Genomic DNA, 15,540 nt, shown 5'->3' on the forward strand with positions numbered 1-15,540 from the left:
ACGTGGTCGCGCCGGTAGGCACGTGAACGGAGGTACGGACGCAATCGGCTCAGGTACACGGTGCGGACCCTCCCTCTCTCGTCTCGGGGACGGCGACATGGCAAACACGCACGTACCGCTGGCGGAACTCACGGTTCCCCGACTCGAACGTCACAGGCACGTCGTAGCGGGACTCTGCGTCGGCTTCCGCCGCGGGAACCTCAACGACGGCACGCAGCATCGGGGCATCCTCTGCCCTATCCCACAGCTCTCGGTGCTCCTCCTGCCAGGGGTGCTCCGCCAAGGCCTCCTCCAGAGTGTTCTCCCGGCGAATCCCCGTCCCAAGTCCTCGGCTCTCGGCGAGGATCAACGGGGACGCTGGCACGTGGGCCTTGCGCCCGAAGAACAGGGGCCACCGGGGGTGGCACACCGCCGCAGCCACCTGCTCCAGAAACACACGCTCTCCTTGCAGCAGCACGAGAAAGAGCGCATCAGCCAAGTAGTAGCGGTGGCTAACGACGTTGCGGTGGCCAGCGCCTTTGGTCGTGGGGACGTCGGTGGTCACCTGGTAGTCGCGCTCGACGATGCCCTCGCGATCGACTCGCACGGCCATGCGCAGGCCTGCCAACTCCGCGATCCGGCCCCGGTCGGTGCGTTCGGTCCCCAGCGCGGCACCCAGCAGTCCCACCACCCCGGACTTGGAGGGTTCCCGCATGGTGTCACGGTGGGTGAAACGCGAGCGCATGCCCCAGGACTGCATCGGCGCGTCGAAACGCAACGCCAAGACCGCCTCAGTCACGGACCTCTCCCAGGACCTTTCCGGTAAACTCAGGTAGGCTTCCGGCACGCTCATCCTCCGGGACCCCCATCTGGCCGAGATCGCTGGACAGGGAGGCCACCGCGACCGCACGAAGCTCTTCGTCGCCGTAGAAGCCGCGTAGCTGCTGGAAATGCTGCCACATCCGCTTCGTCGATTCCCCCATGACCCCTTGACCGGGGACCGGGTCGAGAAATGCGTTGGCCAGGTTCCAGGAGCCGCTGTCGCGCACAACGGCAAGGAGCGTGTCGGGCATGGTGAGGGCGGCCATGGAGTTCTGCTTGCCGCTGGGAACGGCCCGGATGAACGCGTTGAGCCACGCGCTGGTGGCCCGCCTCAGCAGGTCCTCGTCGTCCTCGTCCGGTTTCGCTTGCTTACCGAACAGGTTGCGGCGCAACTGACCCAGGTCGAGATTGGCGTAGCGGTAGTAGCAGGCGGCGTTGAAGTCGACTGTACCGATCATGTCCGCTCCGGCCTCGCCCTCGGGTTTGAGGTCGTCAACGGCGGTGTAGAAGTCGAACTCGTTCGCCACCGAGTGGGTGGAGATAGCGTGGGCGACCTGGGAGGCCGCATCGACGTTGAAGTCCTTGTTGTCGGTGACCATGCGGCCGAAGAGAGCGATGTCGACCGCACGCCGGGCATCGAGGATCCTCTCGGCGACCTTCTTCGCGTCGTCGGTGGCCTTCTTCTTGGCTGTTCCCTTGTCCTTCTTGGCCTTCTTCTCCTTCTCTCGGGCCTCGGCATCCGCGAGTAGTTTCGTGCGGTTGTCCCGACAGAATGTGGCGAGGTCGTCGACAGCTCTGGTACCGACGAACAGCAGGTACTGGGTCAAGTCGTTGGCGTCCAACTCGAACCCCATCTGACGGAGAGCCTCCCGCACAATGGTGCGCTCCTCGTCACCGGGCTCCTGGGCCCCGCCCTCCCCAATGCCTGGGGTCAGTTCCCGTGCCGCCTTCAGTAGCAGCCGTTTGGTGCGCCAGGCGGTCTCCCCTTCAGCGAGACCGACCTCGGGGAAGAGTGAGCGCGCGGCCTTCTTGAGGCTTTGGCTGGAGACGCGTCCCCTCAGGGCTCCACCGAAGGTGACTGACTTGGGTTGGCCCAGGTCATCGCGGTTGAGGTTGCTCGCCGGGAAGGACTGGAGGAGGTGCAGCTCGATGATCATGGTCGTCAGGTCGCTTCCTTACTCACTGGAGGTCTGGCTCGTATGCACCTGATGGCGGAAATCCCGTGCCCACCGACGACGGACGGTACGCGCCTTGGTTTCATCATGGCCCTGAAGGTTGATCAGGTCCCACAGGAGTTGTTCGTAGTCAAGCGGGCGTGGTACCGGAGCGGTACCAAGGAGCCGAACCGCTTGACGCAGGTAGTGTTCCAACCCATCGGTTGGGGAGGCGCCGATGAGCTGACGCACCCTGGCGTCCGCAGCTGAGACAGACCCTGTCTCGGCCAGCGCCGCACACAACCGCCACCGCCGCCGCTGGTCTGTCTCGTTGTCGGGGTTGAGCGCGAAGAGCCCGGCGACGAGCAGACACTGGTCCTCGTGATCCTTGGGGACCTCGCACGGCAGAAGGATCTCGTACACGTCCCCTACGAACCGTTCGTCGGTGAGGCTGCGCTGCCACCGTGCCCGCTGCCGCCGCGCCCGTGCGAGCACGTGTCGGTTCGGTGAGTGCAGTGCCCTCCCCAAGGCGTAGAGCTCGCGCACGAACGCCCGGTGGGGGGACTCGGGTTTCTTGTTCTCCACAGCTGTGTCTTTCACCCGATGTGCTGATCGGTCTCGTGTTCGTACACCTTGAACACCTTCTTCAGGTTCGACTGCGCGATCATCTCGACCCTGGCCACGGCGAAAATCTGGCGGGGTGATCCTCCGGGAAACCGGTCCACCCACGTGTGGAGGGCATCGTCAACCGTGTTCCGCACGTACTCACCCCACGTGGCGAAGAGCCGACGGAGTTCGTCCTGAGCCCCAGGCTCGTCCGGTTCACGATCGGCCACGAGGTCGCCGACATCATGGAGCAGGCGCGTGAACCCGGTTTCGAGGTGCGGCCAATAGCGTTCGGCGAGGAAGCTCCAGTGCTTGTGAGGCTCAAACTTGGCACGAAGTTCCTCGCGGTAGGTGCGCAGCATCCGTTGGAGCTCGGTCCCGATGTCGTCGGCCAGCTTCACCGCCTGTCCGAAAAGCTGGTCCAGCGTCCAGCCATGGTCCTGCGCCACCAAAAGGGCGAGCTTGACGGGGAGGGTCTCCTCCGACCAGTACTCGACAGCGCCGGGGTTGGACATGAGCTTCTGACCGAAAACGCGGAGCGTGACCTCCTTGTCCTCGCTCAGCGCGTCGTGCACGACGTGTCTATGGACGTCGTCGATGGTCACAGGCCTCCGGCGCCCGCTTGTACTACCGGTCGATATGAGAAGGTCGGCGGCATGGCGCCACACCCCGCGCAGCATCTCCAACCTCACAGGTGTGGAGGCCCCCTTCTTCCCTCCGCTTTCTCGGAAGGCCGCCATGGGTTCCTCGGACAGGCGGTCTTTGTCGAGCTGCTCCCCCGGTGAGATCACCACCCCATCCACGTGTGGCACGCCATCCTTGTCCACGGCACGGAGGAGGACATTACGCGAAGGCAGGGTGAGCAGCCGGGCCCATCCCCGCGCACGCGCGTTCTCATCGGGTTCCGGGCCAGGCGGATGTTCACGTTCCCAGACGGCGCAGTCACGGGGATCCCCCAGCCCCTTCGGCATACCCGCGCCAGGATCGTAGATGACTGCGTTGAGCATTAGCGTCTCCCACAGCGTCGCCCCCTCAAGAAGGACGGTGCCGAACAGGTTCCCGTGGGAGGGTCTGGCACTCTTGCGCCCCTGTCCCCGGTAGAAGGTCTTGATGCCTCCGGTGTCGTAAAACTGCACCGCCACCAGCCACCGGGCCGCCGCATCGGCCGGCAGCAGCGGGCGATCAGAGTCCACGGTGTGGTCGAACAGCGTCGTGTTGTTGCCCTTGGACCTGTGCAGGAGCAAGTGGGAGGCGGGTTTCGGCTCTACCTCGGACAGGCCGGGGCACTGGAAGAAGGGGCGTTTGCCTCCCAAAAGCCAGAAGGCCTCTCGGTAGTTCTCCTCGTAGTCCGACAGGCGCGCGATGTGGGCCCCGTTAGTCCACAGGTGCTCCCATTGTCTCTCAGTGGTGGGGCCCTCGTGGACCCGGTGCAGGAACGCCAGAAGCAGACGGTAGAGGGCGGCGGTCACCACGGGGGACTCTCCGCGGATACAGCGCAGCTCGCGCGCGTTCCGGAAGACGTCGCTGATGCCGAGCAGTTTCGACTCACCCGTGGTCGTGACCACGGGGACCCATGGTTCGTCGAGCAGGTTGAAGCAGCAGGAGGACACCAACACTCCGAGGGGGTAGGGGATACCGACTCTAACCACTGGGGGGACAAGAAGCGGCGACAACGCTGAAACGTTGCCGCCGCTGGCGCATCCCCGCCTGCGCGGGGCGTTCGTCGTCCAATGCGAAACACAGGGACCACCCCAGGATGAGCCCGGGATCATCGGCGACAGTACCGGATAGGGCTCCGGGAGGTTGTAGTTGTGAGAGGTGACCTATCAAGTAGCCTTTGCAAGACACACTTCATGTAGTCTACAAGCCACCAACAGCCAGCGAGCGGAAGGACCCCCTGTGATCTCGATCGACGGCCAGCCGGCGCTTCCCGACCGGCTCACCCTGTGCCTCTCGGGCCGTGTGAGTGTAAGCACCGTCTGCCTGATGATCATCATCCTGGTCGTGCTTCTCCCCTGAACCGGAGGCCCACCGGTGGGTCTCCGGACCGGAGACCCACCGTCATCGGCCTCGGCGCTCAGCGAAGGGATCGCTCCCCGACGACCGGCGGGTGCTACCCGCGGGCGCGCGCCAGTTGGTCAGGCGGTCGATTCCCGCAGGTTCCTTGAGCACGGGAACCAAGACCTTACGGGCCTCGTCCTCCATTGCCTCGAGCTCCTGCTCATACCCTCGTTCAGCAGCCTCCCAGGCTCTCTCCCACCCCTCTTCGACGAAGGACTCCGAACTCACGTAGACCCGGTGGATCTGCTTCCCGATCTCACGCAGAGGGTTCCACTTCCCCTTCCGGAGGGTCCCCTGTAGAAGAACGCGAGTACGCCCGAGGATCCACGGCTTGTAGACGCTCGCCACCCCCGCGGTGAAGCCGAGGCTCGTCCGTCGGCTCGGTGTCCGAGCCTGACGCTCGGCCGGATCAACGTCCGCGACGAACAACTTCGGTGCGCTCAGGTGGGAGGGACGACCAATACGCTCGTGCCGGTGCAGTCGTCCAGCCCGTTGGAAGAGCAAGTCGATCGGGCACAGGTCCGAGATCAGCACATCCGCGTCGAGGTCCATCCCGTGTTCCAACACCTGTGTCCCCACCACGACAACGTGCCGGGTCTCCGGCGAGTCCTTCCCAAGGTGCGCGTCGATCCGCTCCTTGATCGCCCGGCGTTCCGCTCCCTGGTGGTCGCCGTCGAAGTGGATCAGCTCAGGACGGCGGTCGGCGTTGGCGAAGTGGGCCTTGAGCTCGTCGCGGACCGCTTTCGCCCGTTCTCTGGTGTTGAGTACGACCAGGGCCGTACCGCTCTGTCCCACGAGACCCGCTACCCGGACCGCGATCACCGCGGGTGCGTCCCCGATGTGTTCGACCCGCAGCGGCCCCCTCCCCCTCGTAACCGGCGAGAGCTCAACCTCCCGAGGCCCCACGGTGTCCTGGCTCCAGGTCACGTTCCACGACATCGGGGAGGTCACCGCCGAGACCTCGGGGTCCGCCACACGGCCCTCCGCGCCCGCGTGCCAGTGCTCGATCAGCTCGGCACGCTGGTCAGCGGTCAGGGTGGCGGACATCAGCACCACCGGGGAGCCCCACCACCCGCAGAACCACAGGAGCTGCTTGACGATGCGGGTCGTGTAGGCGTCATAGGCGTGCACCTCGTCGATCAGCACGACCTTGTTACTCAGGGCCGCCATACCGAGAAAGTTGTGGCCGCTTCGGATGACCGCCTTGAGCGCCTGGTCGACGGTACCCGCGCCCACGGGGAAGGCAAGCCCCTTCTTTCGGGCGAACCAGTCCTCGGGATCCAGCGCGCACCCCTCGCTTCCCGCATCGTCCTCGGCCCCCACGTTGCTCGGAGTGATGGTGGACGGCGCCTTCGCCTTCTCCTGATCCTTGAGCTGCCTCTGCTCCTTCGCGGCGCCACCGAAGACGAGGTTGACGTCGAGATCAGGGTCGGTTCCGTCAAGCAGGACCCGCACGTCGTCGTAGGCCTGCCTGCTGAGTTCCTTGGTCGGGGTGGAGTAGTAAAGACCGCCCAGCCCCAGTCGGTGGGCGAGCCGTGCCGCAGCTTGAAGACCAGCCTTGGTCTTGCCCTCACCGGTAGGCGCCTCGATCACCAGGACACCCGGCTCTTCGCAGGCTGCGACCGCCTTCTCCACCTCGCGTTGGAGGGGGCGTGGCTCGGCACCGAAAATCTGGGCGAACCTGGTCCGCTCACCGGGGTCCCATGGGCGCCACCCGGTCAAGCGCAGAGCCTTTTCCGCGCACATCTCGGCACTGGAGCGGTACGCTTCCAAGGAACCGGGGTTCTTCGCGTACGGGAAGAACTGCGTGTCGGAGGCGATCCAGTCAGAGATCGTGGTCAGGCCCGCCAGTCCGATCATGGCGCGCGAAGACACGCGCACCTTGTCCCAACCGGAGTCGTCGAAGTTCAGCCCGGCGAGTCGGGCCAGTTCACGCACCACGGCGGACCGTCCCCTCTGCCAGAGCCCGTCCCCGATGTCTTTCTTGTGACGGTGGTTCCTCGATCGGCCCAACGTCCTGATCTCGGAGCCCGACGGAATATACCCGTGGTGTCCAGCCAGCACCTGGCTGAGTACGATGCTGTCGGATGTTGGGACACCGCGCTCACGAAGCATCAGATCGAGATGCACCCCGGTGGTCAGTCCATGCTTGGTGTCCAGGTTCGCCAGCGTGCGGGCGGGCGCACACTTCTTCAACAGTTCGTGCTCACTCTGTGGAAAGCGCTCCTGGGCCACGTCCAAGACCAGGGACTGGAACGCGGGCGAGTACTTGCCCAGGTCGTGCAGGCCGCACAGCAGGGCCACCCACCGCTCGGCGCTCCCGGTTAGCGGAGCGAAGACACGCTCCAGCTCCTCACGCACCCTGGGGCCGAGGAAGCGACCATAGAGGAGCCGCGCAACCTCCGTGGTGTCGATCAGGTGGCAGACGAGCGGATGCGCCCCGATCTTCGAACTGTGTTTCGCCCAGGGCATCAGCAGCGGGTCATCGTGAGACGTGCTCACACACTCACCTCTCCGGGACCGGTTCAGGGGGTCGAACAACATCGAAGCACCTGACAGCGACATTCTGAACGCCCCCAGTCACAGGCCCAAGGCACCGACCCTGGCCCCGTGCGATGACGCTGCCGAAATGGTTAGGAAAGCCCCGGGTTTCGCTCTCGCCCTCCTCAGCGGTAGCCAGCTCAATCTCGCCGAGCGTGCGTCGAGGGCAACGGGTTTTGGTCTCCTAGTCAAAAAGCAGCCCTGTGGAAACGCGCCCCCCCAGGGCCATCCCCACTTGCGCGGGGAGTAGATTTTCTGACCTGGAATTTTACTCTCTCCAGTGAGCCTTTTTCATCCTGTTTCTCGGATCTAAAGGACGAGCACGGCGCGGGTGATCTGGCCGGCGCGTTGTGGGCAGCAGCGTAGGCGGCGCAGGATGTCCCACTGCTTGAGCTGAGCGATCGCGCGCTCGCCGGGTGAGCGGAGCCTGGCGTGGACGGAGTTGGCGTCCTTCTTCCACTGCGGCTTGCCCCGGCCCTTGAAGGGGCAGAACACCACGTCAGAGAGCCCGACGTAGCCCTTGTCCCCCAGTCCGATCAGCCCGGCGGCCTCGATGCGCTCGGCGATCGTCCAGACCCGGGCGGCCTTGGTGTCGTGCACCGCACCGGGCAGCGACCACGATGTCCAGAGGGGTTCTCCGTCGGATGCGGACACGACCTGGATGTTCATGCCGTGGTGCTTGTGCTTGCCGGAGTAGAAGGGCCGATCGGCCGCCAGGCGGTCGCAGGCGATGAGGGTGCCGTCCACGATCACGTACGCCCAGCCCTTGCGGCGGGCGCGGCGCAGCCCCTGTTCCAGGGTGGGTGCTTGGGCGGCGAGTAGGGCCGTGGTCTCGCGCACGTACCGCCAGGCGGTGGTGGTGCCGACACCGAAACCGGCCGCCACTTGGGCGAACGGTTCGCCCTTGTACAGGTGGACCAGCACGAGCAGGGCCTGGGTTGCCGGGTCCAGGCGCCGCCATCGGGACCCGGCCGTGGCGCGGTGGGAGCGGATGGTGCGGGCGGCCAGGTTCAGGGTCCGGCGTGACAGGGGCAGCACGGCACGGTAGAACAGCATGTGGAGCCTCTGGTGGGGCGGGTTTTCTTGGTCGTTAATCCATCTACCAGGGGCTTCTTGCTGTCAGGGGTGCTCACGACGAGCTACTACGGGGCTGTGACCTGCACGTTCAGGATGAAAGAGACTCAGTCGACCCGGTCCTGTCCGGGCCTCCCGTCATCCGGCCGGAGTCGCGGAAGACCAGCAGCGCCGACCCTGACGTCCCGCTCCAGCAACCAGCGGAACCGTGTGCGCATCCCACCCCGAGCGCACCCACATCCACCGACGAGAGGCCGCCCCACCGTGGACTCCCCTCAGCCCGAAACATCCTCCTCCGACGAGCCCGCCTCCACCGACAACTCCGCATCGCCCCCGCGCCCCGCCCCTTTCCTGGGCTGTGGCGCGATCGCCGCCCTGCTCCTCGGCGGAGGGCTGTACATGCTCATCCTCTTCGTCGGCCCTGGCCTGGCTGCGCTCCTGGTCGGGATCGAGGCCTCCTACACGAACCCCTCCGACTCGGACCCGGTGGCCACCGTGTTCGGATCCACCGCCGTCCTGCTGATCTGTGCCGGGTTCGCCCTCCTCTGGCCGCTGTTCCGGTACATGGGCCTGCCCCGCCCAGTCGCCACCCTGTGCCTGCTGACCGCGGTCGTGGGCGTGGTCTACCTCCAACTGTTCATCACGGTCTCCCTGTTCGACGTCTCCTCCATCGACTGGCCCCTCTGGTCCGCCGGGTGGGCGACCGCGCTCAGCGGCCTCGCCGTCCTGGCCGTGCTCGTATGGACACAGGGGCACGGGTTCCGGTGGGCGGCCACGGCCATCATCATCGTGGCCGTGCTGCGGGCCCTGGCGGACCAGAGCACGTCCATCCGGGAGGAGCGGGAGGAGTTCGACAACGTGGCGCAGACGGTCTCCGGCTACCCCGGTCACATCGCCCTCGTGGAGTCCGAAGAGTGGTCGGCCGTCCAGGCATGGAACTTCCAGGACGAGTACCTCAGCCTCGACTACGAGACCTCCGATGGCGACAGGATCGAGGTCACCACCTGGATGGACTTCACCGCCGACGCCCCCGGTGACCCGGACCCCGCGGACCCGATCCGACACCGCTGCGACTCCGAGCACCTCACCTGCGAGATGACCGAGGAGACCGGACTCACCGTCGTGACCGTCCAGGACAAGGACCACCTGGAGAGAGACCTCGTGCGCGTGCAATGGCGCCCGGGGGTCTACGTCGAGATCCGCTCACGTGAGGGCGCCGGGCTGGAGGACCTGCGCGCGCTGGTCGGCCGACTGCGTCCTTCCGAGGAAGGTGACGCCGTCGCGCTGGCCGAGGAGATCACCGGAGGACCCCGCCGGTAGAGCTCGGGCAAGGCGCACACGAGAACCTCGCGAGGTGCCATCGGACGCCACCGTCGGTCCGCGCGTGCTCCGTTCGTGCTCCGCGGTTTTGGACCAGGGCGACACCGCGCGGCATGACACAGCACAGGGCGGCAGATCGGATCGGATGGGGTGGCATGAAACGGTAAGTAGTGACACGTGACGGTACACAACCAGGGCACTTCTAATCCGATGGCCGCAGGTTCGAATCCTGCCGGGTGCGCCACAAAACCCCAGTTCAAAGGGGTTCCACGAGGACCTCGCAAGAGGTCCTCGCCGCATTCAGGGCCCCTGCGTGCTCCAAGCGTGCTCCCCAGTACAAGGCCAGTACAGGTGGACACCCACCTCGCGGAGCATTCTGCCCTCCCGTGACCCTGCCGTCCCCGGTCGGGGACGGCCCGTGTCCGCCCACCAGCGCCCCACAGCCGCTCTGACCCCCGCGCTGGCGGTCCTGTGGCGCTGCACGCGCCCGCAGGCCACAAGCGGCCGTTTCCGCTGAAACCCCTTACCCCACAGGGCTCCAAGCGCCACAATCGGATTGCATGACAGGGCAAGGTGGACCCGGTCAGCAACAGCGACATGCTGCGATCTCAAGCATCTTCCGCGAGGGAGACGGCTCCCCCAACAGAAACCAGGAGAGGGCCCAGATGGCACGATTGGTGATGGTGCATGGCATCGGCCAGCAACACAAGGGCGAGCACGCGCTACTCACTACTTGGTACCCCGCCCTCCTGGACGGGCTCGCACACGCCCGCAGCGGCCTGGCACTTGCACGCGACGATGTCGCGATGGGCTTCTATGGTGACCTGTTCCGGCCTCCCGGCCGACGTCTCGCCGCCGCAGATCCGCACTACACCCACCGCGACATCTCTGAAGGCCTGGAGACCGATCTACTCATGGAGTGGTGGGAGGCCGCCGCACATGCAGACGATCGAGTAGTCCCGCCCTCCGCGGCCACACTGGCTCGCAGTCCCCGCTCAGTACAGAACGCGCTTCGCGCATTGAACGGTTCGGCCTTCTTCAGCGGCATCGCACAGCGCGCACTGATCTTCGACCTCAAACAGGTCAGCCGCTACCTCTCCGATACCGATCTACGCCAATCCGCTCGCAAGCGGATACTGGAGCGCATCACCCCGGATACGCAAGTTGTCATTGCGCACTCACTTGGTTCGGTAGTGGCATATGAGGCCCTGTGCTCAATACCCGACCACTCCGTTCGAGCGCTCGTTACTCTCGGATCACCACTTGGATTGCGGTTGATCTTCGACCGCCTTGACCCCGCACCGAATCCTCAGGGAGCCTGGCCCAGCGGGGCTTGGCCAGGGTTTGCCTGGACGAATGTGGCCGATCCCGGGGATGTTGTAGCAGTCGTCGCCGATCTGAAGCCTCAGTTCGGTTCTCAGGTGAGCAGCGTGCAAGTGCACAACGGGCCGCACGCTCACAAGGTCGTTAATTATCTGACTGATGCCGCCACTGGCAACGCGATCGCCAACAACCTCGCCCATGGCTGAGTCCACCGAGCAACCTCGACGACTCCTACTGACCACCGCCGTCTCACGCTATCTGCACGCCCCGGAGTGGGACCGGCCGGAACTGATTGACGCACAGCAAAGCATCGTCAGCCTGTTTACTGAGACACTGGGATACGAGCATGTCGACGTGCTGGGTAACAACCCGACTACCAACAAGCTTCGGCAGCGCCTCAACACATTCATCCGCTCACCCGAGCGGCATGAGGAAGATCTGATCGTCGTCTACATCAGCTGCCACGGCGAGGTTGTCGAGAGCACCGGGGAGCACGTGCTCCTCGTAGGAGACACTGATCCCGAGGACCTGAACGATCCTGAAAACACGATCGCTACCGCTGATCTAGCGAAGGTGCTACTCGACGGCACACGGGTACGGAATCTACTACTGCTCCTGGACACCTGCCACTCCGGCCAGGGCGCCCGAGACCTGGTCGCTGCGGCAGCCCAGCGAATGGACCGGTGGTGGGGCCGCCGCAGCGGCGGAGGATTCGTCATGATGCACTCGGCTCAACCTTTCGAGCAAGCCGAGGCCGGTGCCTTCCCCCGCCTACTAATTGAGGCTGTCGACGACATCTCTACCGCCGGTCATGCGCCTGAAACCATCGCACTCGGAGCAGTGGCAGCGCATATAAATACCAACAAATCCAAACCCGGCCACCAGACCATCGGTTGGGACTCGGTTGGCCTCACCGGCGAGCCCCCGCCCTTTCTGGCCAATCCTCGACACGACACCCGATTGACCGAAGTAGATCTGGCCTTGCAGCAGGCCTCTCTCTGGGACGAGCACACTCAACGCCGTCACACCGAATTCCTTAACCGGTTCCTCGTCCGGGCCATGGCCGACCACCGTAGGGCGGGTTCCCCCGGCTGGTGGTTCGAAGGCCGCACCAAGGCCATCAGCGATATCCATATCTGGCTCGCCGGCCAAGACTCACCATCCACGAGTCCACTGCTCGCAGTCACGGCCAACCCTGGATCAGGAAAGACGGCTCTGCTCGGACTCACCGCTGCGCTCTCCCACCCCGAACACCGCTTAACCGTCCCTCTTCATACTCTCGGACTGGTCGCCGATGAGGTACCTGCGGTGGAATCAGTGGACGTCGCGATCTATGCCCAGCGTTTGAGCGATCAGCAGGTGCTGGACGGCATCGCCGCAGCGGCAGAAGTGCCGTCCTCCACCATCGGTGAACTCCTCGATGGGCTCGGGAAACGAGGCTACGGCGAGGAACAGCCGTTCACCGTACTCATCGACGCGCTTGATGAGGCCATGACCCCTCGAACATTGTGTGCGCATGTCCTACGTCCACTCATCGACCATGCGGCGGGGCGGATACGTTTCCTCGTGGGCACTCGCCCCTTTCTCCTCCCGCATCTTGGCCTGAAACGTCAAGCTTGCATCGACCTGGACGACACGCGCTACGCCGATCCCCAAGCCCTACGGGCGTACGCCGTCCGCAACCTTCTCGGCGCCCACCAATACTCCCCCTACCTTCACCAGCCCTTCGAATACGTCCGCGCGGTCGCCGAGGCAGTCAGCGAAGCCTCAGACACTTCCTTCCTCGTCGCAAGGATCGCCGCGAGCACTCTGGCGGCATCACCAACGCTCCCTGACCCCACCGACCGACAGTGGCGCGATAACCTGCCCAGCCATGCAGGCGAGGCCATGGCCACCGACTTGGCCACGCGCCTGGGCGATGAAGTCCAGCGTGCCCAGGACCTGCTCCGGCCTCTAGCCTTCGCCGAGGGCCAAGGGTTGCCTTGGGAAGACATCTGGGCAGCACTGGCCAGCGACATATCAGGGCGCACGTACACCGACACCGACTTGCATTGGCTGCGGAACAACGCAGGATCGTACGTCGTCGAGGCCGTGGAGTTCGGCCGCTCGACCTACCGGCTCTACCACCAGGCCCTCGTCGAACACCTATGCGAGGGGGTCGACGAGCGGGTTGCCCATCAGGCATTCCACGACGTACTCACCGACCGGGTGCCCTACAGTGCTTCCGGTAAGCGCGACTGGGCGCGCGCCCATCCTTATGCTCTGCGCTATCTGTCCCAGCACGCGGTTCATGCTGGCTGGTTCGACCGCGTACTCACCGATCCAGGTCTGATGGCGCACGCGTCCCCTGACGGACTCTCCCCGCACCTTCGACGTGCTTCGTCCGAGGAGGCGCGGTTGGCCGCAGCCGTTTATCGTGCATCCATCGATGTCCACCGCCCGCTGGATGCCCCTCAGCGGGAGCGGCTTTTGGCCGTAGACGCAGCACGCTACGGCGCTGCGCGCTTGCGTCAAGCTCACACTGTCAACGCATCGGGTTACCAGCCTGAGTGGGCAACCGGTTCAGGACTGCCCTCGCCCGCCCTCATCACCACGTTGACAGGACACACCAATTGGGTTCGCGCCAGCGCTGTCACCACACTCGCCGACGGCACACCCATCGCTATCACGACCAGCGACGACGGCACCGTGCGCCTATGGGACCTGAACACCCACCGCTCCATCGGTGAGCCCCTCACCGGACACACCGGCTGGGTACGAGCCGCCGCTGCGACCGCGTTTCCCAACGGCACACCGGTTGCGGTTACAGGTGGAAACGACGGCACCGTGCGCCTATGGGACCTGAACACCCACCGCTCCATCGGTGAGCCCCTCACCGGACACACCGGCTGGGTACGAGCCGCCGCTGCGACCGCGTTTCCCAACGGCACACCGGTTGCGGTTACAGGTGGAAACGACGGCACCGTGCGCCTATGGGACCTGAACACCCACCGCTCCATCGGTGAGCCCCTCACCGGACACACCGACTGGGTCAACGCTGTTGCCACCACCACACTTCCCGACGGCACACCCATCGCCATCACAAGCGGAAGCGACGGCACCATCCGACTGTGGGACTTGCACGCTCGCCAACCTATTGGCGAACCCCTCACTGGACACATCAGCCGAGTGGACGCTATTGCCACCACTAAACTCCCCGACGGCACACCCATGGCAGTTACAGGAGGAAACGACGGCACTGTGCGCCTATGGGACCTGAACACCCACCGCTCCATCGGTGAGCCCCTCACCGGACACACCGACTGGATAAACAGTGTCGCCACCACCACACTCCCCGACGGCACACCCATGGCAGTTACAGGAGGAAGCCACGGCACACTCCGCCTCTGGGATCTACACAACCGCCAGTCAATCGGCGAACCCCTCTCCGGGCACACCAGTCAAGTAAACGCTATCGCTACCGCCACCCCTGCCGGCGGCACACCGATCGCCATTACTACAAGCGATGATCACACCATTCGACTGTGGGATTTGCATAACCACCAGCCCATCGGAAAACCCCTCACCGGGCACACCAGTCAAGTGAACGCTGTTGCCACCACCACACTCCCCGACGGCACACCCATCGCCATCACAGGAGGAAGCCACGCCGTCCGGCTGTGGGGCCTGGACAATCACCAGCCCATCGGGAAACCCCTCACCGGGCACACCAGTCGAATACGTACTATCGCCGTCATTACATTTCCTGGCAGCGCTGCCATCGCCATCACTGGTGACGATGGCAGCGTCTATCTGTGGGACCTGCACACCCACAAACCGATCGAACATCCCTTCAAGGGGCACACGGGATGGGCGAACGCTATCTCCGCCACCACACTCCCCGACGGCACACCCATCGCAATCACTACGAGCGATGACCACACTGTCCGACTGTGGGACCTGCACAACCACCAGCCCATCGGAAAACCCCTCACCGGGCACACCAGTCAGGTGAACGCTGTTGCCACCACCACACTCCCCGACGGCACACCCATCGCCATCACAGGAGCAGGCGACAACACCATCCGCCTATGGGACCTGGATAATCACAGTGCTCTTGGCGATCCTCTCACGGGACACACCGGCCGGGTGGACGTTATCGCCGCCACCACACTCCCCGACGGCACACCCATCGCCATCACAGGAGCAGGCGACAACACCATCCGCCTATGGGACCTGGATAATCACAGTGCTCTTGGCGATCCTCTCACGGGACACACCGGATGGGTACACGCTATCGCCGCCACCACACTCCCCGACGGCACACCCATCGCCATCACAGGAGCAGGCGACAACACCATCCGCCTATGGGACCTAAGCAGCCGTTCATGCTTGGATGTAATATACTTCCCCGATTCAATCTCTGCGCTAGCCCTCCAGGGCAGAGACATCGTCTGCGCCTGCAATAAAGATTTTGTCGTTCTCCGCTTCAGTGACAGCGCACCCTGCGCGAAATTTGCGAATTTCGAGCAACAAGAAGATTTTCATTTAAGATGAGCGAATGAATCAAATATCTCTGGCAGACTTCAGGAAGAATCCCACATTCTTCCAATCAATCTGCAGGGATATATGCAACCAGAGGACCTTTGATCCAGGGCTGTTTCATTCTCGGCGAGTGGTG

Annotated in this window: 9 protein-coding genes; 3 read left to right on the forward strand and 6 right to left on the reverse strand. The window is 64.6% G+C overall.

The genetic code is table 11. From position 1 onward, the window contains the following. Positions 1 to 49: 49 nt before the first annotated feature. The 6 genes from cas5e to RM479_RS23780 all read right to left on the reverse strand — a co-directional run bounded on the left by cas5e (position 50) and on the right by RM479_RS23780 (position 8,219). Entirely contained in the window at positions 50 to 778 is a 729-nt protein-coding gene (gene cas5e, locus RM479_RS23755) for a type I-E CRISPR-associated protein Cas5/CasD (RefSeq protein WP_311513930.1), read from the reverse strand. Continuing rightward, a complete protein-coding gene (gene cas7e / locus RM479_RS23760; protein ID WP_311513931.1) occupies positions 771 to 1,958 on the reverse strand; it encodes a type I-E CRISPR-associated protein Cas7/Cse4/CasC in 1,188 nt (395 codons plus the stop codon). The genes cas5e and cas7e overlap by 8 nt, the downstream gene beginning before the upstream one ends. Before the next feature lie 18 nt (positions 1,959 to 1,976). Continuing rightward, a complete protein-coding gene (casB, locus tag RM479_RS23765) occupies positions 1,977 to 2,540 on the reverse strand; it encodes a type I-E CRISPR-associated protein Cse2/CasB (protein WP_311513932.1) in 564 nt (187 codons plus the stop codon). Between the two features lie 11 nt (positions 2,541 to 2,551). Continuing rightward, complete coding sequence (gene casA, locus RM479_RS23770; RefSeq protein ID WP_311513981.1) at positions 2,552 to 4,210, reverse strand: type I-E CRISPR-associated protein Cse1/CasA; 1,659 nt, start codon at positions 4,208 to 4,210, stop codon at positions 2,552 to 2,554. Between the two features lie 412 nt (positions 4,211 to 4,622). Continuing rightward, positions 4,623 to 7,124 carry a CRISPR-associated helicase Cas3' gene (gene cas3, locus RM479_RS23775; RefSeq protein WP_311513933.1) on the reverse strand — a complete coding sequence of 834 codons (2,502 nt, stop codon included), beginning with the start codon at positions 7,122 to 7,124 and terminating at the stop codon, positions 4,623 to 4,625. A gap of 348 nt (positions 7,125 to 7,472) precedes the next feature. Further along, on the reverse strand, positions 7,473 to 8,219 hold the full coding sequence (locus tag RM479_RS23780; protein ID WP_311513934.1) for a transposase family protein: 747 nt from the start codon (positions 8,217 to 8,219) through the stop codon (positions 7,473 to 7,475). Positions 8,220 to 8,501: 282 nt separating this feature from the next. On the opposite strand from RM479_RS23780, the gene RM479_RS23785 reads away from it, so the two are divergent. The 3 genes from RM479_RS23785 (at position 8,502) to RM479_RS23795 (ending at position 15,416) form a co-directional block, all read left to right on the forward strand. Further along, positions 8,502 to 9,557: a hypothetical protein gene (locus RM479_RS23785; RefSeq protein WP_311513935.1), complete on the forward strand. Its 1,056-nt coding sequence runs from the start codon at positions 8,502 to 8,504 to the stop codon at positions 9,555 to 9,557. Positions 9,558 to 10,222: 665 nt separating this feature from the next. After that, positions 10,223 to 11,086, forward strand: coding sequence for a hypothetical protein (locus RM479_RS23790; protein ID WP_311513936.1), 864 nt, complete (start codon positions 10,223 to 10,225; stop codon positions 11,084 to 11,086). Next, a complete protein-coding gene (locus tag RM479_RS23795) occupies positions 11,079 to 15,416 on the forward strand; it encodes a WD40 repeat domain-containing protein (protein WP_311513937.1) in 4,338 nt (1,445 codons plus the stop codon). The genes RM479_RS23790 and RM479_RS23795 overlap by 8 nt, the downstream gene beginning before the upstream one ends. Positions 15,417 to 15,540 lie beyond the last annotated feature (124 nt).

This window comes from Nocardiopsis lambiniae (genome assembly GCF_031845465.1).
Classification (GTDB): Bacteria; Actinomycetota; Actinomycetes; order Streptosporangiales; family Streptosporangiaceae; genus Nocardiopsis; species Nocardiopsis lambiniae.